The organism is Saprospiraceae bacterium, from assembly GCA_016713025.1.
Taxonomy (GTDB): domain Bacteria; phylum Bacteroidota; class Bacteroidia; order Chitinophagales; family Saprospiraceae; genus OLB9.
On record JADJPZ010000004.1, the window covers coordinates 3,530,556 to 3,557,315 of the forward strand.

The 26,760-nt window shown below is 37.8% G+C and carries 24 protein-coding genes and 1 pseudogene; 10 read left to right on the forward strand and 15 right to left on the reverse strand.

Translation table 11 applies throughout. The features are described 5' to 3' along the window. Positions 1-212 precede the first annotated feature (212 nt). Both IPK35_21370 and IPK35_21375 read right to left on the reverse strand, forming a co-directional pair. Positions 213-2,459, reverse strand: a complete 2,247-nt coding sequence (locus tag IPK35_21370) for a dehydrogenase (GenBank protein MBK8055751.1) — start codon at positions 2,457-2,459, stop codon at positions 213-215. Between the two features lie 175 nt (positions 2,460-2,634). After that, positions 2,635-3,339, reverse strand: coding sequence for a TIGR04283 family arsenosugar biosynthesis glycosyltransferase (locus tag IPK35_21375; GenBank protein ID MBK8055752.1), 705 nt, complete (start codon positions 3,337-3,339; stop codon positions 2,635-2,637). Between the two features lie 336 nt (positions 3,340-3,675). On the opposite strand from IPK35_21375, the gene IPK35_21380 reads away from it, so the two are divergent. From IPK35_21380 to IPK35_21390, 3 genes are read left to right on the forward strand one after another with little or no spacing between them, the layout of a single operon-like run. After that, on the forward strand, positions 3,676-3,939 hold the full coding sequence (locus IPK35_21380; GenBank protein MBK8055753.1) for a helix-turn-helix domain-containing protein: 264 nt from the start codon (positions 3,676-3,678) through the stop codon (positions 3,937-3,939). Continuing rightward, a complete protein-coding gene (locus IPK35_21385; protein MBK8055754.1) occupies positions 3,911-4,372 on the forward strand; it encodes a transposase in 462 nt (153 codons plus the stop codon). Before IPK35_21380 ends, IPK35_21385 begins: the two co-directional genes overlap by 29 nt. Beyond that, complete coding sequence (locus IPK35_21390) at positions 4,342-4,860, forward strand: transposase (GenBank protein ID MBK8055755.1); 519 nt, start codon at positions 4,342-4,344, stop codon at positions 4,858-4,860. Before IPK35_21385 ends, IPK35_21390 begins: the two co-directional genes overlap by 31 nt. 183 nt (positions 4,861-5,043) lie before the next feature. On the opposite strand, the gene IPK35_21395 is transcribed toward IPK35_21390, so the two are convergent. Together IPK35_21395 and IPK35_21400 are read right to left on the reverse strand one after the other, a co-directional pair. Continuing rightward, entirely contained in the window at positions 5,044-5,616 is a 573-nt protein-coding gene (locus IPK35_21395) for a gluconate 2-dehydrogenase subunit 3 family protein (GenBank protein MBK8055756.1), read from the reverse strand. A 2-nt stretch (positions 5,617-5,618) separates the two neighbouring features. After that, positions 5,619-7,382, reverse strand: coding sequence for a GMC family oxidoreductase (locus tag IPK35_21400; protein ID MBK8055757.1), 1,764 nt, complete (start codon positions 7,380-7,382; stop codon positions 5,619-5,621). 148 nt (positions 7,383-7,530) lie between these two features. On the opposite strand from IPK35_21400, the gene IPK35_21405 reads away from it, so the two are divergent. Then, the gene (locus IPK35_21405) at positions 7,531-8,310 is read left to right on the forward strand and encodes a DUF547 domain-containing protein (GenBank protein MBK8055758.1); all 780 of its coding nucleotides are present in this window, start codon (positions 7,531-7,533) and stop codon (positions 8,308-8,310) included. Between the two features lie 337 nt (positions 8,311-8,647). Here IPK35_21405 and IPK35_21410 read toward each other — a convergent pair whose 3' ends face one another. Beyond that, the gene (locus IPK35_21410; protein ID MBK8055759.1) at positions 8,648-9,337 is read right to left on the reverse strand and encodes a DUF4197 domain-containing protein; all 690 of its coding nucleotides are present in this window, start codon (positions 9,335-9,337) and stop codon (positions 8,648-8,650) included. Positions 9,338-9,553: 216 nt separating this feature from the next. Between IPK35_21410 and IPK35_21415 the strand changes: the two genes are divergently transcribed. The 4 genes from IPK35_21415 (at position 9,554) to IPK35_21430 (ending at position 14,816) form a co-directional block, all read left to right on the forward strand. Further along, a complete protein-coding gene (locus tag IPK35_21415; GenBank protein MBK8055760.1) occupies positions 9,554-10,987 on the forward strand; it encodes a hypothetical protein in 1,434 nt (477 codons plus the stop codon). An 84-nt stretch (positions 10,988-11,071) separates the two neighbouring features. Continuing rightward, positions 11,072-12,472, forward strand: coding sequence for a dihydrolipoyl dehydrogenase (gene lpdA, locus IPK35_21420; protein ID MBK8055761.1), 1,401 nt, complete (start codon positions 11,072-11,074; stop codon positions 12,470-12,472). Positions 12,473-12,597: 125 nt separating this feature from the next. Beyond that, positions 12,598-13,083, forward strand: a complete 486-nt coding sequence (locus IPK35_21425) for a BatD family protein (protein MBK8055762.1) — start codon at positions 12,598-12,600, stop codon at positions 13,081-13,083. A 2-nt stretch (positions 13,084-13,085) separates the two neighbouring features. After that, a complete protein-coding gene (locus IPK35_21430; protein ID MBK8055763.1) occupies positions 13,086-14,816 on the forward strand; it encodes a protein BatD in 1,731 nt (576 codons plus the stop codon). Between the two features lie 121 nt (positions 14,817-14,937). Here the strand turns inward: IPK35_21430 and IPK35_21435 are convergent, their stop codons facing one another. Together IPK35_21435 and IPK35_21440 are read right to left on the reverse strand one after the other, a co-directional pair. Then, entirely contained in the window at positions 14,938-16,344 is a 1,407-nt protein-coding gene (locus tag IPK35_21435; GenBank protein ID MBK8055764.1) for a hypothetical protein, read from the reverse strand. Positions 16,345-16,795: 451 nt separating this feature from the next. Next, entirely contained in the window at positions 16,796-18,064 is a 1,269-nt protein-coding gene (locus IPK35_21440) for a serine hydroxymethyltransferase (protein MBK8055765.1), read from the reverse strand. Positions 18,065-18,258: 194 nt separating this feature from the next. Here IPK35_21440 and IPK35_21445 point away from each other — a divergent pair. After that, positions 18,259-18,681: pseudogene (locus IPK35_21445) on the forward strand (hypothetical protein). A 113-nt stretch (positions 18,682-18,794) separates the two neighbouring features. On the opposite strand, the gene IPK35_21450 reads toward IPK35_21445, so the two are convergent. The 8 genes from IPK35_21450 to IPK35_21485 all read right to left on the reverse strand — a co-directional run bounded on the left by IPK35_21450 (position 18,795) and on the right by IPK35_21485 (position 25,734). Beyond that, positions 18,795-20,315: a hypothetical protein gene (locus IPK35_21450; protein ID MBK8055766.1), complete on the reverse strand. Its 1,521-nt coding sequence runs from the start codon at positions 20,313-20,315 to the stop codon at positions 18,795-18,797. Between the two features lie 17 nt (positions 20,316-20,332). Then, positions 20,333-20,704 (reverse strand): hypothetical protein, encoded by a 372-nt coding sequence (locus IPK35_21455; GenBank protein MBK8055767.1) that lies wholly within the window; start codon positions 20,702-20,704, stop codon positions 20,333-20,335. A 13-nt stretch (positions 20,705-20,717) separates the two neighbouring features. Next, positions 20,718-21,188: a hydrogenase maturation protease gene (locus IPK35_21460; GenBank protein MBK8055768.1), complete on the reverse strand. Its 471-nt coding sequence runs from the start codon at positions 21,186-21,188 to the stop codon at positions 20,718-20,720. Between the two features lie 79 nt (positions 21,189-21,267). Next, complete coding sequence (locus tag IPK35_21465; protein MBK8055769.1) at positions 21,268-22,863, reverse strand: nickel-dependent hydrogenase large subunit; 1,596 nt, start codon at positions 22,861-22,863, stop codon at positions 21,268-21,270. A 32-nt stretch (positions 22,864-22,895) separates the two neighbouring features. Further along, positions 22,896-23,876 (reverse strand): hydrogenase, encoded by a 981-nt coding sequence (locus IPK35_21470; protein MBK8055770.1) that lies wholly within the window; start codon positions 23,874-23,876, stop codon positions 22,896-22,898. A 252-nt stretch (positions 23,877-24,128) separates the two neighbouring features. After that, a complete protein-coding gene (locus IPK35_21475; GenBank protein MBK8055771.1) occupies positions 24,129-24,740 on the reverse strand; it encodes a TetR/AcrR family transcriptional regulator in 612 nt (203 codons plus the stop codon). After that, positions 24,741-25,103, reverse strand: coding sequence for a hypothetical protein (locus tag IPK35_21480; protein ID MBK8055772.1), 363 nt, complete (start codon positions 25,101-25,103; stop codon positions 24,741-24,743). Beyond that, positions 25,081-25,734, reverse strand: coding sequence for a TetR/AcrR family transcriptional regulator (locus IPK35_21485; protein ID MBK8055773.1), 654 nt, complete (start codon positions 25,732-25,734; stop codon positions 25,081-25,083). Before IPK35_21485 ends, IPK35_21480 begins: the two co-directional genes overlap by 23 nt. A gap of 303 nt (positions 25,735-26,037) precedes the next feature. Here IPK35_21485 and hypB point away from each other — a divergent pair, with 303 nt between their 5' ends. Continuing rightward, positions 26,038-26,760: a hydrogenase nickel incorporation protein HypB gene (gene hypB, locus IPK35_21490; GenBank protein ID MBK8055774.1), complete on the forward strand. Its 723-nt coding sequence runs from the start codon at positions 26,038-26,040 to the stop codon at positions 26,758-26,760.

Consider the following 26,760-nt stretch of genomic DNA (forward strand, 5'->3'; position numbering starts at 1 on the left):
ATGTCAATAATAGTATTTATCGTGGACAAAAATTTTCTATTAAAAATTTATATCATAGTGTATTGAAAATTAAATAATTATGATTGTAAATTTTCGCAATCAATTTTCTGTTTGGTATAAATCATCATTCATATATTTTAATAGAATACTTGTTTATTACATTGGAATTAGTGGAGGCATAATGACTTGGCCATTGAACTTTAGTCTTTTTCTTACTTATATTTACCAGATTTTGGAGCTGTGTCAGGATTGTGTAAAGTTACTTCAGTGGGCAATATCATGGGGTCTGCCATCCTGACCTTTGATACATCTTCTGTCGATATGGCATCCGCTTTGTTGCCCCAGCTATTTCTCACAAAAGTGAGGATATTTGCTATTGTACCATTATTGATGGTCTGATTATCTTTCAAACCAGGCATTGGGCCGTTAAAAGTGTAGGATTTCCCATTTACAGTGATTGGACCGGATATACCATTAAGAACAATGGATATAGGTATCTTTCGATCTGAAGCCGTCACCCATTCAGATTGGGCCAAAGGTGGACCTATTATATCAACTCCTTCTCCGTTTTTTCCATGACAACCCGAACAGTATGCTTCATATGCGTGAAGACCTCCGTAATACATTTCCTTTTGGGATGTCGTCAGATGTGCGACATCTGCTTCATTATCTTTTGGAGGTATTGGTGTTTTGTCAAGCCATTTGTTTAATAATGAGTTTTTAGATACTGATGATTTGAAATGTCGGATATTCTCTTCATTGTTACCATATTGCCACAAACTTCCGGCTATAATAGCTGCGAATAAACTGTCATTGGCATATTCCTTTATCAATCCCCCCAATAAAACATGCCTTGATATGTCAATCTTATATGGAAGATCGCGGAATGCTGCAGCAACATAAGCTATCTCATCACGCTGGTTACTCTTATTTCTTACATTTTGGAAAGCTTTAAAATCTGTCTTTGACAATGCTGATATGGCCTGATGTCGCAAAGCTTCATTATCTGAAGCAGCAGCCTGGAGCAATATACTATTATCGGGCTTTTGATACATACTAATAATATGTAGGATGTGAAGTTTAGTGATGTCACTTTGAGTTTTTTCATAACATTCATTCAGCATTGGCTGGTACTTACTTTCGTCATTTTCATTCAGTATCTTCCATTGTGCCCTTATGCGAACCCATTTGTTGGAATGTTGAAGCATGTCTACCAATTCCTTTCCCGATTTATCTGATATTCTTACATGTTCAGTAATTTCTTTACCATATTGTATCCGGTAGATTCTTCCCATGCCTTTGACTTTATCCAAACCGTGCTTTTCGATATACTCTCGAAGATATCCTGTCATATATGTATTGTGTTGAATGATTCCTCGGTACATATCTACAATGTACAATGCTCCGTCAGGGCCCGTAATGGAATAAACCGGTCTGAATCTTTCATCTCCGGATCGTAAAAATTCTTTTTCTGTGTAGGGTAATTTTCCAACTATTTTACCTTCTTTTTTTCCCAGAATTACTCTCCTGACGAGTTGAGCGGCAGGTTCACAACTGATGGCATATTCTTCATATTTTTGACCGAACTGTCCGCCACTGCAGATGCTCACACCGCATGCTGAAGTGACATCAGTAAGTCGACCGGCACTATCGAGAACTCCACTTTCATACCCACGATTGACTCCTGGAGTAGGATGACGGGGATAGACTTTATTGGGGGAAAATGACTGACCAAATTGATTTTTTATTTTGTCTCCAATGAGGATTGATAAATGCGGCATGACAGAGGGAGGGTACTGGTCTCCAAGTAAAACAGCGCTGTTGTGATTGTAAAACAATCTCCCTTCTACGTCCTGATCTATGCCCCACTGGCCTCTGAAGATGGTTGATTCTTTTTCCCATTTGCCTTGATTTCGCCGGTATCTCATAACAGACTTGGCCGAATATATCCAATTGTCCAGGCCGAGTAATAGCCCATTGGCCTGATGCTCGACGTTACCTCCGTCAGCATAGAAACTGTCGACCACGACTCTTTTTGCTCCGGGTTCGTCATAAAACCACAAGAAAGGAGGCTCAGCTACTAATACTCCACCGTACACCGGGCAAACTGCTCTCGGCAAGGTAAGTGAGTCAGCAAAAACCTTTACAGATTCATAATACCCATCCTTGTCTTTGTCACTTAGTATTTTTATGCTGCTTAATGGTACTTGCTCTCCGATTCCATTGACATCTGGCATGTAAGTGTTCATCTCTACCACCCACATATTGGCATCATCATCAAATGCTATGGCTACGGGATCCTGTACATCAGGCTCTTGCGCTACACATGAAATCCTGAATCCTTCTTCCACTTCAAAATCTGTGAGTGATTCTTCCGGAGTCAAGCACGAGTTTTCCTTATCATGACAAGATATGAATCCTGAAATAAATATGGTCAATATGTACATTTGGAGCCTCATACCTATATTGATTTCAAATAAAATTCACTTTTTAGCAAAATATACATTGCATAATGTCTTATCCTTAGGTATGTTTAAATTTGCCGCTTGGAGCCAAATGATAAAAATTTAAACATACATTTAGTGCAGTTTAGGTTCACTTAGAGAATATTTGCAAATTTACAACATTGATATCCTAACCATTCGGTTTCCTGAGATTTTTATAATACATATTTTTAATTTTGTCTGTATGAATCCCAAATTTAAACATAACATATGCTATCAAATTGAGTATATTTACTTTAAGCCAGGAATTATGGTAATACTTTCTTGAAGATACTATGGCAGGATTGGCGATCACTTTGATTGGGAGTCCTGTTTTTCTGTACCGCTTCACAAAATCAAAATCTTCCATAATGGAAAACGATGTGTCATAACCATTCATTTTATCAAAAATCTCTCTTGTCATAAAGTGTATCTGATCACCACCACCTGCAAAAATTCCGTCTCTTTTTGTAAAAGAAGCATTGATATCCAGCAACCATGTTGTGGGTTCAAATCTATATGAAAAAAAACCGAATGAAAATCCCTGATTTATAGTTTCCCTGATGTCTGCTATAAAGGTATCAGGTGGTCTGACATCAGCATGTAAAAAAGCTAATATGTTGTTTTTTGCTATTTTAGCCCCATCATTCATTTGGTATGCCCTACCTGTTTTGTCTGATTTGATGTACTTCACATATCTTTTTTGAGCCAAAAAACCCATATCATCTCTGCTGACCTCACTATCAGAGATGATAACTTCAAAATCCGATTCATTCAGATTGTCGAATATCTCAATAAGTGATTTAATGTTATCAGCTTCATTGAGTGCGGGGATAATAATGGATACAAAAGACAATGGCTATTCAAATTTTGGCAAATTTATCAAAAATCCAACTGAGAATATGCTTAAAGGATCAAGTAGTACGTATTACAAATTGCACTTGTTCAGTGTTCTATTTAATAAACAGTAAAAGCTTGGTTGAATTGGGCGGGTCGTCCTTCAGGGAATGAGGTGTTTATTGGGAAGGTAATTTGTCTTTTCATATCCCTTCCCAGAAGGGGAATGCATCGCTTTTATTATGACAATTGGGCGGTAGCGAGGAAAATATGAATTTTTGCAGTTTTGTCTTGCCCTCAATTAAATGCGAACACAAAAAAAGTTTAAATTTTTTTAAATCACTAATTTTGTGTTATGGAAAACAAGAAAAAAGAAAGAATGAGTACCAATAAAAAGACTGAATTGGTACTGCAATTATTGCGAGGTGAGTCACTGGATGAACTTTGTAGAATCCATCATGTATCTGCCAGTCAATTGAGTGAGTGGCGTGATATCTTTGTCAGCAAAGGTAAAGAAGGTTTCCGTAAGAGCTCGGACGATCATCGTCTGCGTGAAGCCCAAGCGATCATTGGTCGCCAAGCCATAGAGCTTGACCTGTATAAAAAAAGATGGTATTGATTCGTCAGATAAAAGAAAAATAGTTTCCATGCTAATCAATACAGAACCAAAACCAAATATTAGATTGGCTCTTAAGGTCAGTGACCTAAGCGTAGGAGCTTGGTATGACAGGCGGTCATTGAAGACAGATAAATGTAAGCCAGGGCCAAAATCTGTGTACTCAGACGTTGAAGTGCTTCAAGCCTTAAGGAAGTATATAGCCGAGCCTATTTTTTATTTAGAAGGCTATAAGAAACTCAAGGTTAGGCTCAAAGAAGAATATGGCATCGATGTGGGTAAGGAAAGGCTAAGAAGGATCATGACAGAAAATGAGCTTCTGTGTCATCAAAAAACAGATCACACCCACTCAGGTATCATCACGACGGTAAGATCATCACGGATTGTCCCAATCAAATCTGGGGCATGGACATCAAAGAATTTCATACTTGTATAGGAAAAATTTACTTATTTGATATCTCGGATCATTTCAATAGCGAAATTAAAGGATGGTACGTAAACACAACATCCAATGCAAATGATGCGATGCAAGCTCTCAGAAACGCTGTAAGAGCCGAGTTTGGCAATGTGGCCAAAGATGTGTGTAAAGGTACAAATCTAAAGCTCAGAGTGGATCATGGCACTCAATTTGATTCCAAAGCTTTTGAAGATGAATTGAATTTTTTAAGCATTTTAAAAAGTTCTGCCTTTGTAAGAAGCCCACAAAGCAACGGGGTTATTGAAAGATTCCACAGAACGCTCAAAGAACAATTAACCTTAATCAATACATTTAAAAATATAGACGAAATACATCAAAATATTCATACATTTGTTGCCAAATATAACCAGAAGTGGCTATTGCATAGATTGAAACTTCAATCTCCACTGAAATATAAAGAGGGGAATCCATCGGGTAATACTGAACCAGAGGGAGTCCGTCATTGAGTCGCAGACTCAAAAAAAGATAGTCAGGCCTGAGCTATCTACCTTCGGTACAAAACGTCACCGTCGGTCGTCCGTCATCACAAAGGTATGTAGTCTTTTTTGAATTACAAAACCTTGTTCTGTTAGTAGGCCTTAATGAGTGTTCAGTTAATTAGGGGCAAAACAGTTTGTTATACACTCATATCAGGTTGCCCATGCTTTATCCCCTTTTTTGTATGGGTATGATCCATCATATCTACCCGGCACTGCTTCATACCGCAACTCTTTTGTTGCTCCGGCTTCCGAAGTAAAGTACCCAAGAATTGTCAATTGTTTTATCATTGTAAAATAGTGCTCAGCGTTTTCTTGCTTTTTATCTTTATTGTATTTTACCATTTCTGCATTGATAGAATTGAGAAATTCTTCTCTTTGATCAGGACTACCCTTTTCAAAAGTTGCAGCGTATTTCTTTTGAAAATCAGTCTTTAAGGTTTCCACTCCAGATAAAAATACGCTTTGTTGCTCTTTCGTATAGCAATTTGTAATCATTTTATTCATAAAAAGACCTATACCTACCGCCTTTGCACCGGGAGTGTCGGTTTGTGGCAGGATAGTTTCTCCTATTTCATCTAGCAGCGATACTTGCTGAGCGGTAAGTATTGATGATGCCGGATTAGTTTTATCTGCTTTGCACCCGGTCTTTACAAATAATTCTCCGCCGACAAATGCAGCACCTGTCATGAGGGATATATGCTTGATAATCGTTCTTCTGTCCATGATTAAATATTTCTTTTATTAAGTTCTTTGACGGCAAAATCTGCGGCTCTGGCGGTCAGTGCCATATAGGTCAATGATGGGTTCTGACAAGCACTACTCGTCATACAGGCCCCATCAGTCACAAATACATTCGGAGCGTGCCAAATCTGATTCATGCCATTGAGTACGGAGGTCTTCGGGTCTCTGCCCATCCTTGCGGTACCCATTTCATGTATGCCATGACCTATGTTGTGTCCGCTATCCCATGTGTTGACATCTTTTACACCGGCAATTTCAAGCATCTGTTTCATTTCTTCTACGATATCCTTTCGCATTTTCAGTTCATTTTCTCTCAGTTCAGCATCAGTTGCCAATATTGGAAGCCCCCATTTGTCAGTTTTCTGCTTTCCTTTTGTCGGGTCAGTGACCACATTTCCATCATCATCATAATATCTTTTGTCGAGCAGGATGCGATTTTCATGATATGGTAATAATTCACCAAATCCACCTGCTCCAATTGTCCATGAACCGGGTTCACTGAGTGCTTCTTTCAGGCTCGCACCTATATTGAGTTCTGCGACATCCCGATGCCAGCCTTCGCGACTGGCACCACCCTGATATCCAAATCCCCTCAGGTAATCACGTTTATCTCCATTGATATTTACAAATCTCGGGATATAAAATCCATTGGGTCTGCGCCCGTAAGTATAAAAATTTTCAAACCCTTCTACCTTGCCACTGGCTCCCAGATTGTAGTGGTGGTCCATCACATTGTGACCGAGCTCTCCGCTGCTGCTTCCTAAACCTTCCGGCCATATGTCGGTGGCAGAGTTCATAAGGAGCCAGGTACTGTTGAGTGCCGATGCACATACAAAGACAATCTTGCTATTAAAGGTATATGTTTTATTATCTTCTGTATCCAGTATCTCTACTCCGGTCGCCTTTTTTGAATCCTTGTCATAAAGTATTTCTATGGCGATAGCACCGGTTATGATATGCAGATTGCCGGTAGCCATTGCAGCAGGCAAAGTTGACGACTGTGTACTGAAATATCCACCATAATGACACCCTTCCCAGCAACGTGCTCTGTATTGGCATTTCCCGCGATTAGGCAGGTTTTCAGTAAGATTTGCCACTCGACCTATAAATAAATGTCGCTTTCCTTTGTAATGAGACCGTATGCTCTTTGATACTTCTTTTTCTACTATGTTCAGATCCATAGGTGGTTGAAACTGTCCGTCAGGCAATTGAGCAAGGCCTTCTTTTGAACCGCTCACTCCTATGAATTTTTCTACGTGATCATACCAGGGTGAGATATCTCTGTATCTGATAGGCCAGTCTACTGCCACGCCATCTTTGGCATTGGCTTCAAAGTCCATCTCGCTCCATCTGTAACTCTGTCTGCCCCACAGAATACTCCTTCCGCCCATACGATAGGTACGCCACCAGGTAAAAGGTTTGATCTCAGTATACGGTGAATCTTTTTCATCTGCCCAGGCATCCATTACTGCTTCGCTGGCTGCCCACCCGCGGTGGATGACAGGAAAATCTTCTCTTTGTTTAGTTGTGGTCCGTCCCCGATATTCCATTTCCCAAGGGTTCAGAGATGCAGTCTTATAATCTTTAAGGTGATCATGTCTGGGACCGCGCTCTACCATGAGTACTTTGAGCCCTTTCTCGGTGAGTTCTTTGGCTGCCCATCCACCACTGATGCCGCTTCCTATTACGATGGCATCATAAGTGAGTTGTTTTGTAGCTTTGGTATTGATATAAATGGTGTCTGTCATGATAGGAAGAAGCGTTATTTAATAAAAACTATAAAGATACAGTATCCTGCTAAATGCATGCGTATGGTTTTTCAAAATATTTAGCTTCATTTTCCATTTATTATTTTATTTTGATAACCATATTCAAAAATTATTGTTTTGAAAAACAATGAAGACATTGATTTTATTACTCTCAATGATAGTTGCTGACAGTATATTAAGTGATATAAATGTACTTACAGCTCAGGGCAAACCTATCAATTATTTGGCCATGTCCATAGAATTTCTAACTGCTGTACGCAACAAAGAGAAAGTAGATTTATACCTTCAAACCTGGGCTTCCTGTGATTTGGTCCAACTCTCTCAACAAGTAGAAACTGATCAGCAAAAACTGGCTTTTTGGATCAATATGTACAATGCATACATTCAGGTAATCCTTGCAAATCATCCGGAAAAATATAACGATCGAGGGACGTTTTTTAAAGAAAAGCAAATCAAACTCGGTGGTTCGATGTTCAGTTTTGAAGATATTGAGCATGGTATTTTGAGAAGGTCTCAGCATCCTTTTTTACTTGGGTATTTCACCCGGTGGTTTCCTGACAAAACAGAAAAGATGCTCAGGATCGGCAAGAGAGACTGGCGTATTCACTTTGCCTTGAATTGTGGCGCAAAATCTTGTCCGCCGGTAGCTATATATGATACCGATCGGATAGAAGAACAACTGGAAGTCAGTACAAAAAACTATCTTCAAAAATTTTCAACTTATCAGCATTCGGATAAAATAGCTTATGTCACTTCTCTATTCAGTTGGTTCAGAGGTGATTTTGGTGGTCTGGAAGGAATAAAAAACATCCTTATAAAACAAAATATTATCCCTGATACAAATGTAAGGTTGAAAACAGCTGAATACGACTGGACAATGGACCTGGCCAATTTTGTTGATTTGTGATGACTGGGCATTTGTTGCATCTATCCACAGGACTCTACCGCGTGTGTATAACAAATTGCACGTTATCAGTATTATTCTTATAAGACGGTAAAAATGAGGTTGGATTGGTTGGCTCGTCTCAAGCATAGCTTGACAAGCTCTTTAGGGAATGAGGGTAGCGGGGAAGAAAATTTGAATTTGTGAAATTTGTTATGCACACCTCTACCGCTGTCTTTTGGGATAATAACGATTTATACTCAAAATAAATTGGTTTGCGAAAAATTCATCTACTATGGTATTCATTTTGAGTATAATACCGACGAGAATTATTTTTCAAATAATTCTCGTCGGTATACCTTTAAATATTCCTTCTATTAGTATAATAATCAAAGACTTTATTGACTACAGAGACACCTAAACTCTTGTAATCTTTCCTTATTTCCTGCTCTTCATGTCCGATTGCAAGAAATAGTCCATCAACGGCTCTGTCGGCCAAAAAATTACTTAATGATGCATCCACCTTCGTTTTTGCAAATATATTGTAAGCACCGGCTGCGAGTGGCCAGTAAGTATTTAATTCTGATTTACTGAGCTCAGCATCCAGTTTTTCCGAATATCTTTTTCTTACTACTGTTCTCATATTGTTTTTGAGTACCTGAGTTGCAGCATCTTTACCACCAGTCACTATAGAAACAGCGTCACCAAAATCAATTTCTTTGATAGATTCCTTGATGATACCTTCACTTTCAGTAAGCACCAGAGAAGCGACCTTTCCTGTTTGCTGGGTGATTTTATCTACTTCACTTCCAAGACCTAATGTTTTGAGACCTTCAATTACTGTCGTGAACTCGGCGGGTAGTGATTTAGTGGGATCACTTGAATACAATGCACTCATCTTCCTGATAGCCTTGAAGGTACTGCTGTTAAGGATTTCCTGCAAAGCTATGACAGTCTCCAATGCAGATGGTTTGATATTTAACTGATTCAGGACGCTGCAGGATGATAAAAACATACTGACGGTCAATACAAATGGAAGTGAAATTCTCATGATTTTAAAATATTTATTTAAAACAATAGACGTAAATTTTTTAGCAATGATACATATTCAAAAATTAATAAAATCATAAATATATATTAAAGAGGTTGACAAGCGTTATGCCAAATTAAAACATTTAAAGAATAATATGTGTTTATTACGATCAAAAGGTAAAGAAAAACTACCTTTGCGGGTTATAAAATCATTCAATTAAACAATAAACATACCATGGGATGCAGTAGTTGTAGTATTGATTCAAATGGTACTCCCAGAGGCTGCGGAGACAAAGGACATTGTACTTCAGGTAGTTGTAACAAACATAACACGTATGACTGGATCAGTTCAAAAGAAATGTTTGACCCTACCGCATATCATATAGCTGAGATAAGTTTTAAAAAAGGATCACATAAAGAGTTTTTTATCAACGACCCTTCTACCAGAACAGAAACAGGTGATATGGTAGTCGTGGAGACGGTGAGTGGTTATGATGTCGGACGTATTTCATTATCAGGTGAGTTGGTCAGACTCCAGATGAAAAAAAGACATACCACTGAAGAGAGAGTCTCACTGAGAGTGATCAGAAAAGCCAATGAAAGAGACCTTGAAAAACTCGAAGAAGCCAGACAACTCGAAAAGGAAACTATGGTCAGGGCCAGAGTGATCGCCAGAACTTTAGGGCTGGATATGAAGCTCGGAGATGTAGAGTATCAGGGCGATAAGAAAAAAGCCACCTTTTATTATACAGCTGAAGGTCGGGTAGACTTCAGGGAGTTGGTAAAAGAATATGCCAGAGAATTTAAAGTGAAGATAGAAATGCGCCAGATAGGTGCAAGACAGGAATCAGCTCGTATCGGTGGTATAGGATCATGCGGAAGAGAGTTGTGTTGTTCTACCTGGCTTTCTGATTTTAAATCCGTAAATACAGCTGCTGCCAGATATCAGAATATTGCCATCAATCAGTCAAAGCTTTCAGGTCAGTGCGGCAGACTGAAGTGTTGTCTCAATTATGAACTGGATACATATCTTGATGCACTTGAAGATTTTCCGGAAAATGCAGACATACTGAAGACCAAACAAGGGTCAATGGTGCTCATTAAAACAGATATCTTCAAAGGATTGCTCTACTACACTTATGAAAATAATGATAAGCTTAAGGGAACCATTGTGTCAGTTTCCACTCGTCGGGCAAAAGAAGTCAAAGAGCTCAACAACAAAAATATTATCCCAAATGAACTTTCTTCTGAAGCAGCAATCAATCCGGTGATTGTTAATCCTGATGACGAGAATGCAGAGCATGGGTATGAAGATGTTACCGGCCAGATTGAATTAAGGAATGATCCTCGAAAAAAGAAAAAGAAACCAAAGTACAAGGATGAAAAAAGAGGTAATAACCCCAATCAAATGAGACAATCTCCAAAAGCAAATGATGGGAATCCTCAGTCTGGAGAAAACAAAAGTACACCACCAGAAAGTAGCAGAGACCATGTGAAGCCACAACAAAACAATATTGTACGGCAAGGTCCTCCGAAAAGCACCAGTGATAACATCAATAACGTCAATTCCATAGGACCTAATCAGGAAAAAGGTAGCAGGCCTGAAGGAACCAATAAAAAAAAGAAAAAGTTTTTCAGAAAAAACCCTAACAAAGGCAAGGGTGAATGATAGATATTGAATGATGCATCAGGAAAATAGAAATGTCTCATTAAGTCAAATGCTAATAACTATTTAACCATATATATCATAATGATGAAGTACGATCTTGTAGTGATTGGTTCTGGGCCCGGAGGATATGTAGGAGCCATAAGAGCAGCCCAATTGGGGAAAAGAGTAGCTATAATAGAAAAATACAATACCCTTGGAGGGACATGTCTCAACGTCGGATGTATCCCGTCAAAGGCACTATTAGACAGTTCTGAGCATTATCACAATGCTAAAGAAAGATTCGGAGACCATGGTATCGAGGTTCCGTCTGTTAAGATCAATATGCAGCAGATGATCAAAAGAAAAAACGAAGTCGTCGAACAAACATGCAAAGGCATCGATTTTCTGATGAAAAAAAACAAAATTGATGTTTATACCGGAGTGGGAGCATTTGTAAATCAAAATGTAATTTCGGTAACTAATAGTAAAGGCACAACTGAAATACATACTGAAAAAGTTATCATTGCTACTGGTTCAAAACCCATAACTCCGGATATTTTTCATTATGATAAAAACAGGGTCATCACATCCACAGAGGCGCTCAATATAGATAAAGTGCCCGAAAAAATGGTGGTAGTCGGAGGTGGTGTGATAGGGCTGGAATTAGGATCAGTCTTTGCCCGATTAGGTACATCAGTAGAAGTAGTGGAGTATATGGACAGAATCATACCGTCTATGGACACTGACTGTAGTAAAGAACTCATGCGTACCCTCAAAAAACTGGGTATGACCTTTCATTTGGGACATGGAGTGACAGGAGTGAAGGCTTCAAAATCATCCTGCACGGTTACAGTCAGTAAAAAGGACAGCAATGAATCATTTGACATAAAGGCTGATTATTGTCTTGTTGCTATAGGAAGAAAACCTTATACTGATGGATTGAATTTAGCATCAATCGGTATTCTAACAGATGATAAAGGTAGAATCCAGGTCAATGAACATCTGGAAACATCAGTACCCGGCATATTTGCTATAGGTGACGTGGTCAAGGGCGCAATGTTGGCACACAAAGCTGAAGAAGAAGGTATTTTGGTAGCAGAATATATTGCAGAAGGCAAGCCGCACATTGATTACAATCTCATACCAGGTGTCGTATATACGTGGCCTGAAGTCGCAGCTGTCGGCAAGACCGAAGATGAATTAAAAAACGCTGGCATACCATACAAGATTGGAAAATTTCCATTCAAGGCACTGGGAAGAGCAAGGGCAAGCATGGATACGGACGGCATGGTTAAGGTGATTGCTCATCAAGATACCGACGAAATCCTGGGAGTACATATGGTAGGCCCTCGGGTTGCCGATGTCATCATGGAGGCAGTTGCTTTAATGGAGTTCAGGGCAAGTGCTGAGGATATGTCCAGAATATCCCATCCTCACCCTACGTACACTGAAGCCGTAAAAGAAGCTGCAATGGCAGCCACAGCAAACAGACCCATTCATATCTGATTTTTTAGTCTGGCTTGAACCAATTTTTTTTCATACTTGTTTAATGTATGTTTTGAATTTGGCCTCATTAGCCAGAGATATACAAGTTTTCTATTAATTACAGGATTGAATTAAATTTGTGTTTTATGCATATTAAACCATATTTGGCAGTCATTTTCTTCTTTTACTTATTTGACCTCACTGCTCAAAAAGGTAGCTTAAGTATAGTTGTGGATAAGGATACAATGTTTCAGGACGAAGTAGTCAAGGTAGAACTCCTCATTGAAAATACTCAGGGTAGATACACACCACCAACATTTGAAGGTTTTCGAATTATTGGCGGACCCAATACGTCTTCTTCATTTACTATGATCAATGGGGTAGTCAGTCAGAAAAAATCTTATACCTATATGCTCCTGCCGGAGTTGACAGGAGATATTACTATAGGCACCGCAAGCCTTCAAACGGAAACTGAAGAAATCAAAACAGTACCAGTTCAAATATTTGTATTAGAAGGTTCAGGAAGATCAGAAAAGTCATCTTTCAACAAACGATTTAAATCCGAGCAACTTCCCGAGAGTGACACCACCGGAAAAACAAATACTAAAAAAAGAGTGTTGAAAAAGATCTGATTATGAAAAACGGCAGATTGATTTTATTTTCTTTACACCTGTATCTGCTATCAGGCATAGGTTTGATTCTTAGTGCTCAGGATTCAAGATTTTTTATGGAGACGGATAGGACAGAGATAGCCGAAGGAGAAACCTTTATTCTGAACATAGTCCTCGAAAACATGAATGGAAAAAACCTTCAACTTCCTGATCTTGCTCCATTCAGAGTTGTACAAGGGCCTTCGACTTCATCATCTGTCACCATCATCAATGGTAAGCGTTCAGGAACACAGTCTTATCAATACTTGCTCCTGGCTGCAAAAAAAGGCAAATTTACTATCGGTTCGGCTACTATTCAATCAGATGGTAAAACCATCAAATCCAATACTTTATCCATAGATGTCACCGGACAAAGTAAGTCCAAATCAAATTTGCCGGGAGATAACTCATCAGAAACGTTTGTGAGGTTGGAATTAAAAGATAATAATGCCTATGTGGGCCAGCAGACCATACTCAATCTGGTGCTATATACGCGTACCAATATTGAGTCTTTTCAGTTACTTAACGAACCTCTATTTGATGGTTTCTTTTCTCAGGCTATCAATGACATAAGAGATCAACCTCATACTGTCAATATAAAAGGCAAAGAATACTACTCTCAGGTCGTCAGGCGATGGGCGTTATTTCCGCAGAAAACAGGACTTTATAATTTGGGACCGGTAAACTGTAATCTGGATATTGCTGTAGAAAACGGTCAGTCATCTTTCTTTTTCAGGGATACCAGGCAAGAAACTGTATTAAGTAATACTTTAAAATGCAAGGTACAGAGCTTGCCATCTCCTGCGCCAGGATCATTTACAGGTGCAGTCGGAAATTTTACAATGAATGCTCAAATAAAAAAGTCAACTGTTGTGACCGGTGAAGGTGTTACTATCAGCCTGCAGATCGAAGGTGACGGTGATTCAAGGATTGTACAGGCACCAGCATTCGAATTGCCCTATGGATTTGAACAATATAGTCCTTCATTGATCAAGGATGAAACATATCAAAGAGGTGATAAAATTATGATGAAAAAAGAGTTTGATTACATTCTTGTTCCATCTGTAGATTCTACTTACACCATTACTCCCTTATTTTCGTATTTTGATTTAAATAGTGCTTCATACAAAACTATTCAGTCATCTCCGTTTACGATAAATGTAATAAAAGGAGATTTGAAGAGCCGTACCAAAAGTGAAAGTAGTCAGACTATTCTCGGGACTAAACCATCTGATGATGACCATCTGATGCCGATGGATCGACTTTTTTTTGGATCAAAATGGTATTTCTTCATTTTGTCAGGTATTTTATTGTCGTTTTTGCTTGCAGCCTATTATAAATATTTTTTCAAGCAAAAGAAATTGTATAAAAAGGACGACCTTATGTCAATCTCTGATTTTGCAAAAGAAAGTTTATCAACTGCAGCATCGCATATTTCTAGGAACCAACCTGAGCTATTTTATCATGAAATCTCAAAGGCAACTACTGTCTACCTCCAAAAGAAATTTAATCTGCCCGATATTACGCATAATCCGGAATCAATATTCAAACATTTAAGTGATCGTGAAGTTCCTGAACATTTAATTGCCGGATATAAATCAATTCAGAGTGAGTGTGAGCTGGCTAAATATGCAGGGATGTACAGTAGTAATATGACGGCTACATTGGGTAAAGCAGAAGAATGGATAGAAGCGATGGAAAAGCTCAATTCCTAATAAAAATTTGAAGATATACTTTCACTAAAAAAACAAAAAGAGCATCCTTTTGATCGGACGCTCTTCAGTCTTGGTTATTAAAAGAGTTTAAAAGTTTAAATAAAAGTTATAGAAATAACTGTTACTCTATATCTTCATAATATTTTATCATTGAAATGATTTCTTTGTCAATTCTTATCTCAGGAGATATCTCAAAGAGCAAATGGTGACTTTCATGATTTTCGATTAATGCTTCTTCAAGCAGTACCAGACATTCCTTTCTGTCATTTACCATAAATGAAAGTGCAGCTCTGCAGTAGATCAAATCAGCCCCAAAGGTGTGGTCTTCAGCTTCATCCAGAATTTGCTCAGCTTCATCATGCAAACCTAGCTTCAAAAGAAAACAGATATATTCTCTCCAGTATAAAGTATCCTCAGGTCCTGTCTGGGTGGCCATCTGGAAGTTGTAAGTAGCCTTATTATAATCTTCTACTGCTACAAAAGCTTTAGCCAGACCCAAATAGTACTCTTCTCTTCTATTTTCTATCTGTATTGCTTTATGATAAGCATTTATGGCGTTGTACCAGATTTTTTCAGCTGAGTAGCACTCACCTAGTAAAAACAAGGCCTCATCATTGTAGGCATCTAATTTGATGGCTTTGAGCAACCATTGTTTTGCAATACTTATTTTATTGAGAGAGATATAACAACTCGCGATGTTGACCATTAACTCATCATTGGGCCCGAATCTTTTGTTGGCTTCTATATAAATTTCAAGTGCCCGATCATACTCTTTGATCTGAAGGCAAGTATCTGCACAATCAAGATAGGCACTTTCAAACTCAGGGTTGACGATAAATGAATATTCCAATGCCTCAATGGCTTTTTCGTATTCCCAAGTACATGTATATCCATGACCCAGATTATACCATGCCTGATAATTGTATGGATCTGAATCAATGATGGTTTTGTGCAGCTCTACGCTATCAGCATACCGTCTTGATAACTCAGCACTGATCCAAACCCTTTCCATGGCTTCTTCGTTTTTACTGTCCATCAAAACAGCTTTTGCCAGAGCGTCATACATTGCATTATAGTCTTTCATATTTTCATAAATGTAGGACTCTGCAATGAGTATTTCTACTGTATCAGAATGAGTAGCTCCAACCCAGAGGTCTTCAAGTATTGTTCTTGCCTGATCAAATTGTTTCTTTATGGCAAGTGCTCTTGCTTTTATGAGACTGATTTCTCTTTCAAACGGGGCGATCGTTTCGGCTATGGCAATCGTTTTGAGACTTTCGTCAACCTTGCCACTACTTAAAAGTATTCTTGATTTGATTATATAAAATTCTGATCTGTATTTGTAAAGTTCTATGGCATATTCTACTACTTCAAGTGCTTTTTCAAGTAAATATTCATCTTCGTAGTATTCAAGAATCTGAAAAAAAACCTTTTCTTCAAGATATCCTATTTCTCCCAGTTCAAATTTATTCTCAAAATCCGTGACGAGGTTTATTAGGGCTAAGTCTCGTTTTATTTTGTTATCCATATATATAGTTACTGAGTCAGGGAATTAATAACGGTGTAAATATAGATATTTATAAAACAGTGGTACTAATTTATAAAAAGAATTTATCCACAATTTTAAAGTATTTTTTCGTATAAATACAACTTATATATGATTGATAATCAGCAACATATCCAAATATTGCTTTTTTAACTGTTAGTTAATTCTTTATGGAACATATCTTAATACATGAAACAATATCATAACCTGTTGGAATATTTTGATGAAAATTCTATCACCTTTTTTCAAAAATGATGAATAATTTTTCAAAAATGTGTCTTATGAAGTCGGAAGAATGAAATAAGTAAAGGATTTATTCAGGTGTAAGATCTCATACAATAAGTAAAAAGAACATCATACTGCAGTTTTCTGTATCATCAAATTGATACAATCAAATTCTTAGCTTCCCCTACTTTTAACTCCAATCTGAGGCTCAATATAACTGGAATTCCTTCATAAAATCATTGACCTTCGATTTGATGTCCTTGATGATGGAAGGATTGTCTTTATTCATTATTGCAGCATCAACCCACTCTACTACTTGTTCACAGTCTGATTCCTTAAATCCTCTTGTAGTAATGGCAGCCGTACCGATTCTAATACCTGAAGTATGCAAAGCAGGCCTGCTATCGAAAGGCACCATGTTTTTGTTGATGGTGATATCTGCTGCTACAAGAGCATTCTCGGCATCTCTGCCGGAGATATCCGCTGACTTGGCACGAAGGTCGATGAGCATCATGTGATTGTCAGTACCTCCTGATATGATTTTGTAGCCCTTACTTGTAAATGCATTTGCCATCGCATTGGCATTGGCGATGACTTGTTTGCCGTATTCTTTGAAGCTATCTTGTGATGCTTCTCTAAATGCTATCGCTTTGGCAGCAATGACGTGTTCTAGTGGGCCACCTTGCATACCAGGAAATACAGCACTGTTCAATATAGTTGACATCATGATCGGGTCGCCTTTTTTTGTAGTACGTCCCCAGGGATTTGCAAAATCTTTGCCCAACATTATGATACCGCCTCTTGGCCCTCTCAATGTCTTATGGGTAGTAGATGATACAATATGGCAGTGTGGCAATGGATCTGTCAACAAATCTGCCGCAATCAATCCCGCAGGATGTGCGATATCTGCCAATAAAAGTGCACCCACTTCATCCGCTATCTCTCTGAATCTTTTGTAATCCCAATCTCTGGAATAGGCTGAAGCACCACAGATAATGAGTTTTGGTTTCACTTCATGAGCTTTGCTGGCAACTTTCTCCATGTCAATGCGACCTGTTTCCTGATCTACACCATAAAAATTGGCTTGGTACACTTTGCCGGAGTAATTGACAGGCGAACCATGAGATAAATGACCACCATGCGACAAATCAAATCCTAAAATAGCATCTCCTGGCTGTAATACGCCTAAAAATATAGCAGCATTGGCCTGAGCACCAGAGTGTGGCTGAACATTGGCATATTCAGCACCGAACAAGGCACATAGTCTGTCTATGGCTATTTGTTCTATTTTGTCCACCACTTCACAACCTCCATAATATCTTTTGCCCGGATAACCCTCAGCATACTTATTTGTAAGGCAACTTCCTACCGCATTGATCACAGCTTGTGATGTGAAATTTTCTGAAGCAATCAATTCAATTCCTTGTCTTTGGCGTTGTAACTCTTCTTGAATCAATTGATCTATGACGGTATCCATGATAATGTATTTTGATGGTGTTTTAACAAAATGAAGCGCAAAGGTAAAAATTCATTTACAATTGTTAGGAAGAATTATTTTTACAAATTGAGATAATTGGATTTCAAAATATTATAAATAGGGTCTCCATTACACCATTTTGATTTATTAAGGTTGACCTAAATTTTGTATTTTTGCAGTTAAAATCAACGTTGATGGCAAAAAAATACCCAAAAACACTGTCTTCAGGTTCAAATAATACTGTAATTGCTCTGTCAGAATCAGAAGCAGGTAAGTTGTTTTTCGAAAATACTAGATCAGAGACAGGCTCGGAAGCTGAAAAAATGAAATTTGCAAACAACATAAACGACCTCGTTGTGAAAATTGTATGATTAGATTTATTACCTGATGACACGGAAGTATAGGTAATGGAAAAATTATATCCTATTGATTTCAGAGCATTTGAATTTGAAAGAAGGCAATTGATATTTGAAGTTTTTGAAGATGAATTGTTCCAACTTCATGCTAATGGTTTTGCACATCGAGATTTACGCAGACCTTCTGATATGCCAGAATTTTCATTTGACAATATATTTATGACCGACAAAGGAATAAGATTGATAGATGTAGGCATATAAGCACTCAAAAGTCAAATTTATGACAAGTTATTTGATAAATTTGTATCACAGGAAATCAATGAATTAAAGGCTTTTGAGACCTTTTTTTATTAACCGGTAATAAGAAAATATAATTATCCTTTAGAGCCAATTAATGCTTTAAGCTGAGACAATCTGTTCTGGTGATCCATCGCATCAGTTACAAATTCCTGACTTGCATTGATGGCAATCACTTCTTCACTTTTTTCCCACATATCATCGAATCTTTCGGGATTCAATTCATTGGAAGAATTATCAGCATGCCATGATGCTTCAAGATAATTAAGCAAAGTTAATGATCTTTCGAATGGGAAATAAGTAGCATTTCTGATCTCTAAAGATTCATTGTAATAAAACAGTGCTTTTTCAAAATTGTCTGAATGGATTGCAGTAGGATATTTGGTCAAAGCATTGCCCAAGCTATTGCACACCATAGCATACTGATAAGGCATCGTCTCTTTATTGAAAATAGAAAGTGCTTCTAAAAACGCTGAATGCGACACTGCAGCCCAAATGCTTTTCTTTTTGACCTCATCAGGTATTTCTGAATAAATGACGCCCAGCAAATGTTGGATATCTGCAAATATTTCTGGATAATCGTCTTTCGTAAAGTACTTCAATGCTTGCTGAAAACTTTCAGTGGCAGGAATGAAAAATTGAATTTGACCATTTCGAGCCCAATTATACAATAGTTGTCCACGTTTATATTGTGCATTATAATACAGGTCATCGAGTTCTTCATCATTATAGATTTTGATAGCACGTGTGATATAACCAAGTGACTCAGCAAAACTTTCTGATATACTAGCAATATGGGATGCATCTTCGAGCAATAGTGCCAGTTCTATGGTCCTTTCTGACTTTTCATACCAGGTCAATACATTCCAAAGCTTCGTCTTAATATTTTCTAACAAATTCGTATCATAAGGTACGGTAAGTCTGGTCATCCATATTTGACACAGTAGATACTCCATCTCCATTTTAGCATCCGAAGATATAGCTCTTTGAAGGGTGTCATTGATTATTTTTTCAGCGAGTGTGTAGTCTCTAACATCCATCAAAAAACTAATATAGTGTTTTGCCGTAAATGCCAGATATTCTTCATTTGGCGCGCTATCTATTGCTGCATTATAGTAATATTGAATCTTATCTTTTACATCTTCAGACCACTGCATACTATAGTGACGGACAATAGCGTGATTATGCATTAGCCTATAGTCATCAAAATCGTGGTAGGTCTCTACAGTAAGTCTATCCGGATTGATTTCCATATTGTTTTTAAGACTGACTGTGTGTTCCAATTCAGACCATAAGGCACCATGGTTTCCCAATAAGTTTTTTGCTACTTGATGATTTCCAAGTTTATGATAAATCAAACCAAGCAATATTTCATCATCCATCATGATAAATTCCGGCATTATATATGGTGGTTCCACGTTGTACCAATCTATAGAAAATGAGATACCGTTAGCATTAATGATCAATGCATTTCCGCTATTGATTGGTTTTTCTTCCATAAAATCCCTGACCGATACCAGTTCTTCCATCCTGGGTTGAGATTGAATGATACTCAGAATCTGAGCCTTATTTTGTGCTGTGGTGTAAATATATATCAAAGTCAAAGGATTTTCTTTTATAAACTAATATGTAACATGGGTAGTCCTGGTGCAGACATATAGACCAAGTCTCTGTCTTGGTCATCGATAGGATGGTCTGCCAAAAACTCCTGAATAGAAATAGATCTGTCCCCAAGACTATTTTTCACTTTGACAAAAAGCATAATCACTTCATGGGCTGCACGAAATGTTTCATCATTATCTGGTGCCAATAATATGGCTTTGATATTATGGTAATATACCGCATATACTTGTCTACCTGAACCGATGGTTTGGTCAGCAAGATTAGCGTCGATCATCAGATGTCCGTTTTTGAGTTTGACCAACGAGCCATGCATCGGATCTGGTACAGAAGGAGTCATACCTTCAAAACTATAAATACGTTCCATGTGCAATCATGAATTATGTTAAAAGTTCGATTTTAATATGATCAATCACTTTTTCTGCAGCTTCCAAAACTGCTGGGCTCAAACCGATCTCCATTTTTATATCACTGACTGCTATGAGAAAAGCATAAATTTCATTCTGTGGGAATTCATCTTGCATTATTTTTTTTGCATAGGACAATGCTTGATCCCATTTCAGACTATGTAGAAAAACCATAGGATCATCAATGATTGCCGCATTTATCTCTGATGCAGGTAGTCTGAATATAGTACCATCTGCTTCATTGGAATTGATTACAGCATCTATAATGATGATTTTGTCATGTCCTTTGAGTTGAAACAATACTTCGAAAGCAGAAGTACCCATATCAAAAAATGAAATATCTTTTCTATCGGCTATTTCAGTTTTTAGTTTTTCGAGCGCATAACATCCTACACCATCATCACTTCTGACGGGATTACCAAAACCCATTATTGCAGTACTCATAAACTAATATGATTAAATAAAAAAGAATCGCTGCAAATGGTTTACAGCGATTCTAAAAATATTTCAATATAACTTAAAATTATAATTTAAATTTGGCCAATTGAGCACCTGATTTAGCATCATGAGCATGAACTGTACAGACCAGACAACTGTCAAAAGAGCGAGCCACCATACCTACTTCTACAGGATCGTGCGGATCTTCTATTTCAGTACCTTCTAAGGCTGATTCTATAGGTCCGGGATTATTATTTTCGTCATTCGGTCCTACATTCCATGTTGTAGGAGCCATCACTTGATAATTTTCGATGACACCATTTTTGATCTCTACCCAGTGTGCTAATGCTCCTCTAGCAGCCTCTGTTGCTCCCCATCCTTTGCCATCTCTCTCTTCCGGTTTGATATAAAACTCACCATTGAGATCGATTTGTCTGAGCCATTCATCTATATAGTTGTAGAGTCTAGGTGCTTCATGAAGTCTGGCAAGTGTACGGGTAAATACATTGACGCCTTTGTTCTTTATAACATCAAGGAAAAGTGGATCTTGATTTTGATGACTTAAGTTTGCAGGATTTCCTGCCATGATTACTCGGGATAGTGGCCCGGCTTCAGCAGCGTGTCCCATATATCGTGGTGCTTTTGCCCAGCTATATTTACCGCTGAAATCTGTGTCTATCAAATTTTGTGATTGCAATGGTGTAGGAAGTGGCTCATCCCATGGGTGAGACGCTTTGACATCCTGATACCATGAGTGATTGACATGCTCCTGTACATTCAAATGATCCAATGTGTGGAAATTTTTACCATCATAAAACCCTCCTGCACTTATCAAAGCATTATTTCTACCTTCGATAGTAGGATTGTTATATAAGTCTTTGTGAAGGTAAGTGCCGAAAGCAATGAACTTTCCAACTCCCTCTCCAAATTTATCTAAACCAAATTCTTGTCCCGCTCTGATAAATAAACCCATATCACTGTTTCGCTGACTTTCGTTTTCTTCTACCCAAGCCATCATGTCATCCCAAGTCTTGATCTGCAAGTATCTATCGATAGAGCATCCTAAGAAAGTTGTTTCGAGCCATCTGTTACGGAAGTGATTCATGATTGCGTGTGCCCTCGTAATATCTTTGAGGGTAGGTGCACACATCACGCCGCCTGGCACCATGTAAGATGAGTGTGGCCATTGACCACCAAACAATGCATATACTTCTACAGGTAATGCAGAAGCAGTGACACCAGATTGGAATGACGTACCTACATATGCTGCCCATCTTTTGGTGACTTCCGCATATAGTGGTTTATTGGCAAATTTTTTGTTGGCCATATCCGTTGCAAAAATGGCATAAAACCATCTCGGGATACTCTGTATGGTTTCGCAAGCCTGGCCAAGTGCTCTAAGCAATAATGCATTGGGTGTCAGTTGTGTTTTCCAGATGGTGTCTAATGCTGAAGATGCACAATACAAGTGTGATCCGCCACATATACCACAAATACGGGGTGTTACGATGAGTCCTGATTGTGGATCTTTGCCTGCCATGATTCGTTCGAATCCTCTGAACATGGCTGCTTGCGTGTGTGCACGGGTGACAACACCATTTTCCATATACACTTTGACATCCAGATCTCCTTCTACCCTTCCTACAGGTGAGATATTTAATTCTTTATATGTTGCTGACATTATTTTTAATTTTTTTAATCAATAAATATGAATTATTTAGAAGTCTCAAAGTGTTCTTTATTGACACCCACCAATCCTTCCAATGCGCCAAAAGTCTTTTCTACACCAGCTCTGGCATAGTACACAAGCCTTGAGTTACCGGTGGGGACATCTTGTGGTAGAAATCCAAGATATTTGAGCGTTTTAAATACGCTACCTTTTGCTAAGTCATGGTGCGGAAATCCCGGTTCGGTACAACCAAGGCAAGGATGGTTAGATCTTGTTTTACTGGAAGTACGATTCCACAGTATCTTATTACAACTGGCTCTTGTCATCGGCCCTCTGCAACCAACTTCGTAAAATAAGCAACCACCTCTTTTTCCAAAGTGGCCATCTACTTTTTGTGCAAAACTGATAGCATTAGGACATCCTGTCTGTACGAAATCGGTAAAGAACGTTTTTGGTCTATGGAATTCATCTAGTAATACATCTCCGATTCTACCTGTAGCGATAGCCACTAATATCTGAGTTATCCAGTCCGGGTGTGCAGGACATCCCGGTATGTTTATGACAGGCAATCCGCCCTTAGATTTATAATTTGATCCTAAAAATCCGCCTTTGACATTTTTTAAGAATTGCATACCTGTACTTTCACTTGGATTGGGTGGTACTGCCGGAATGCCGCCCCATGTAGCGCAATCGCCAATGGCTACTACAAATCCTGCGACATCGGAGAGTTCTTTGATCCAGTCCATCATAGGTCTTTCGCAAAAGTAATTCATGGTGCCAGATCCATTTGGACCTTGGATGATAGAACCTTCATAGACCAAAATGTCCAATTGTGTTTTACCTTTGATGATACTCTCCATGAGATCTGATACCTGATGACCGATTTCGAGACCAATGGATGGGTGCCAAAGGATGTTTACGCCGAAATCAGTGACTAACTCTACTACTGTGGGCTCTTCTGCATTAAGGAAAGACATTGTGTTTCCACTACATGCTCCACCTTGCAGCCAAAGTACATTTGCCATAATAAGTGTGACTTTAGATTGTGAACAATAATGTTTTGTTTTTGTATGGTAAAACCTAAATTTATATGATGTTTTACAATATAAAGGCAAATATATAATAGTATTTTAACTTTAGTATGTTTTTACTAAAATAATTTGAAAATATTTACTAATAATTAGAAAATATTTTCTAACAGTATATTATTTTAAATAGAGCAATATTTTATATTGATTATTTATTAAATTTATGATGATTGTTTTGTTATATAAAATTTACACTAAAGTGGGATAAATCAAAGCAACGAACTCGTCTTGACCTTTTTGGGTAAAATAAGGTATGATTTGACTCCATACTGCTTCTTTAAATAATTTTTCGTCTAGAGGCAATCCTCTCAACACGCGCTGAGGCAACCAGAATATGATCGACATCCAAATATTATTGGCTAATAGTTCATTCATCTCATCGGATTGAGCTATCAAAACTCCTCTTGAGCTATCAAAGTCGATTCTCCCTTTCATTTGCAAAAGCATCCTGTTGATGTAATGATGCCATTTGGTGATGATTTCCGGATAATTGCGTTCTATCTCAAATATATCTGTAAAGTAAAATTTATATTTATTGAAGAAAATGTAATATTTACCGAGCTTATCATGTGTGCCGAGCATAGATTCTTCCAACAGGTAATCAGACAATATTTCCGAAAACTCAGAAAACACTTCATCATATACAAAACCAACTATAGCTTCTTTATTTTTGAAATGATAAGCAAGATTACCTACACTAATCCCGCACTCATCTGCTATTTGTTGCAAACGAACATTGGCTATTCCATGCTCATTAAACATATGTATTGAACCTTCTAAAATTCTTTGTTTTGTGGTCATTTAATTGTAATTAATATTTAGTAGTTCTGCATCAATGGTGATTGTCCCCCTTTGATCTTTGGCAGCTTGTCTTCTGAAGATGCTTCCCACTAAACTGGCTTGTTTATGAGATGTATGACTTGAAATTTTTCTTATGATAAATCTCAATGGTTCCTTATAGTACGCAAAAAGTAAATCAATATGCCAGGTACCATGTCTGTTAGCAATTTGCTCTATAACTGATGTTTCAGATAGCCAGCTATCATCTTTAATAAAATTCATATCAAAGCTACTTGCTTTGGCACCATCATAAAGCAGACCGGAATTTATGGAATTTAATAACCATTTATAGGTATCATAATCAAGGGTACAACGGGAATTCATCTTTTAGTTTTGTTTTTATTAGCAACATTTGATTAAACTCATTGAAGCCTTGTGGTGTAAACACAGGCATCAGCACATTCCAAAGCGATTGACTAAATGTTAGGTAATCATTAATATCTTTGGATAATATCTGCTGTCTTTGCATCCAGTTTTCAAACATCCATATCCAATTACCAGCTAATATTTTATAAAAGTCTTCATATGGTTCCTTTACTAAAGCGCCTCGGGCCGTATTAAAAATAAACATATTGCTCATCTGTTGTTCCTGCCAGGCGACATGCAGTCTATGCTCCAGACCGATAGCAGGATATGCTCGAACAACCTCCAGGATGTCCTGGTAAAAAAATATATATTTTTGCTGCAACTGAAAAGATGCAAATAGGTATCTGTCAATGTCCTCAAATAAAGGCATTATCCTGAACTCAGAAAGCAGGATCTTTTGCTCCTCTTTAATTTGTGACCATATAGCATGAATGATTTCATCCTTTGTCTTGAAATGGTACGTTATGTTTCCCAGACTAATGATAGCATCATCTGAGATGTGCTGCAATCGCACATTCACTATGCCCATATTGTTAAACAATTTTATGGCTGAATCCAACAATTTCTTTTTGGTGGTAATACTGCTCAATGAATATTTAAAATTATTTAATAAAAAATTATAACATCATGTTTCATTACTCGGTCAAGCAAAAATACTTGTTTTATTTGAATTTTGGCTCCTTTTATCCGGTCAAATTTTCGTTTATAAATTAGTATGATGATCTTTTGCTGATTCATATACAACTTTGGAGCTTGACGTTTTGAAATACACTCACGATTAACATACGATGTTTTAGAAAAAATTTACTAAATACAATGAATATGATCGGTTAGTCGGACATAATACTAATTTTGCAAGTATAATTTTAAAAATAACTTATCAATCTCTTTTATGGCAAATCTCAGAGTTCCCAAATCCAATAAAAATGCTCGTGGCACCGTGGCTTGTGACAATACTACCATGCACCTTCTCCAGGCCAATGATTTTGTTGCAGATGCCATCAGAAAAAATATTGCCGATAGAAATATACTTATGGTCAATGTGGTCTCTTCTGCTGGGAGCGGAAAAACGAGCCTTATGCAAGAGACTGTAAAAAGATTGGGACAAGAAATAAATATCGCAGTGCTAGTAGGCGATTTAGAAACGGAGCGGGATGCCGAAAGAATCCGTCATGTAGGTGGAAATGCCTTACAAATCGTAACTGGAGGTATCTGCCATCTTGAAGCTCAGATGATATGGCAAGCTATGCAATCTATCAATCTAGATGGTGTGGAATTACTTTTTGTTGAAAATGTAGGTAATCTCGTATGTCCTGCGTCTTTTGATCTTGGCGAAGATTATAGAGTAACCTTAATAGCTACAACCGAAGGAGATGACAAACCCAAAAAATATCCAAAAATGTTTCTGACCAGCGAACTTATGGTCGTTTCTAAATCTGATTTATTGCCTTATCTTCCTTTTAGTGTAGAAGCTGTAACCAAAGATGCTCAGGAAATCAATGCAAACCTGGAAGTCATCACCATCTCAAGCATGAATGGTGACGGAATGGATAAATGGTGCGATTGGCTCAAAACCAGGGTAGAAGAGAAAAAAGCAGAGAAAGTATTGACTTAA

Coding starts and splice junctions, on each gene's coding strand:
- IPK35_21475 (MBK8055771.1), bottom strand. CDS start 24,740: ATGACCACAAAACAAAGAATTTTAGAAGGTTCAATACATATGTTTAAT.
- IPK35_21470 (MBK8055770.1), bottom strand. CDS start 23,876: ATGGCAAATGTACTTTGGCTGCAAGGTGGAGCATGTAGTGGAAACACA.
- IPK35_21480 (MBK8055772.1), bottom strand. CDS start 25,103: ATGAATTCCCGTTGTACCCTTGATTATGATACCTATAAATGGTTATTA.
- IPK35_21410 (MBK8055759.1), bottom strand. CDS start 9,337: ATGAGAATTTCACTTCCATTTGTATTGACCGTCAGTATGTTTTTATCA.
- IPK35_21455 (MBK8055767.1), bottom strand. CDS start 20,704: ATGGAACGTATTTATAGTTTTGAAGGTATGACTCCTTCTGTACCAGAT.
- IPK35_21395 (MBK8055756.1), bottom strand. CDS start 5,616: ATGGACAGAAGAACGATTATCAAGCATATATCCCTCATGACAGGTGCT.
- IPK35_21400 (MBK8055757.1), bottom strand. CDS start 7,382: ATGACAGACACCATTTATATCAATACCAAAGCTACAAAACAACTCACT.
- IPK35_21440 (MBK8055765.1), bottom strand. CDS start 18,064: ATGGATACCGTCATAGATCAATTGATTCAAGAAGAGTTACAACGCCAA.
- IPK35_21380 (MBK8055753.1), top strand. CDS start 3,676: ATGGAAAACAAGAAAAAAGAAAGAATGAGTACCAATAAAAAGACTGAA.
- lpdA (MBK8055761.1), top strand. CDS start 11,072: ATGAAGTACGATCTTGTAGTGATTGGTTCTGGGCCCGGAGGATATGTA.
- IPK35_21435 (MBK8055764.1), bottom strand. CDS start 16,344: ATGGATAACAAAATAAAACGAGACTTAGCCCTAATAAACCTCGTCACG.
- IPK35_21405 (MBK8055758.1), top strand. CDS start 7,531: ATGAAGACATTGATTTTATTACTCTCAATGATAGTTGCTGACAGTATA.
- IPK35_21425 (MBK8055762.1), top strand. CDS start 12,598: ATGCATATTAAACCATATTTGGCAGTCATTTTCTTCTTTTACTTATTT.
- IPK35_21465 (MBK8055769.1), bottom strand. CDS start 22,863: ATGTCAGCAACATATAAAGAATTAAATATCTCACCTGTAGGAAGGGTA.
- IPK35_21430 (MBK8055763.1), top strand. CDS start 13,086: ATGAAAAACGGCAGATTGATTTTATTTTCTTTACACCTGTATCTGCTA.
- IPK35_21415 (MBK8055760.1), top strand. CDS start 9,554: ATGGGATGCAGTAGTTGTAGTATTGATTCAAATGGTACTCCCAGAGGC.
- hypB (MBK8055774.1), top strand. CDS start 26,038: ATGGCAAATCTCAGAGTTCCCAAATCCAATAAAAATGCTCGTGGCACC.
- IPK35_21390 (MBK8055755.1), top strand. CDS start 4,342: ATGGACATCAAAGAATTTCATACTTGTATAGGAAAAATTTACTTATTT.
- IPK35_21370 (MBK8055751.1), bottom strand. CDS start 2,459: ATGAGGCTCCAAATGTACATATTGACCATATTTATTTCAGGATTCATA.
- IPK35_21460 (MBK8055768.1), bottom strand. CDS start 21,188: ATGAGTACTGCAATAATGGGTTTTGGTAATCCCGTCAGAAGTGATGAT.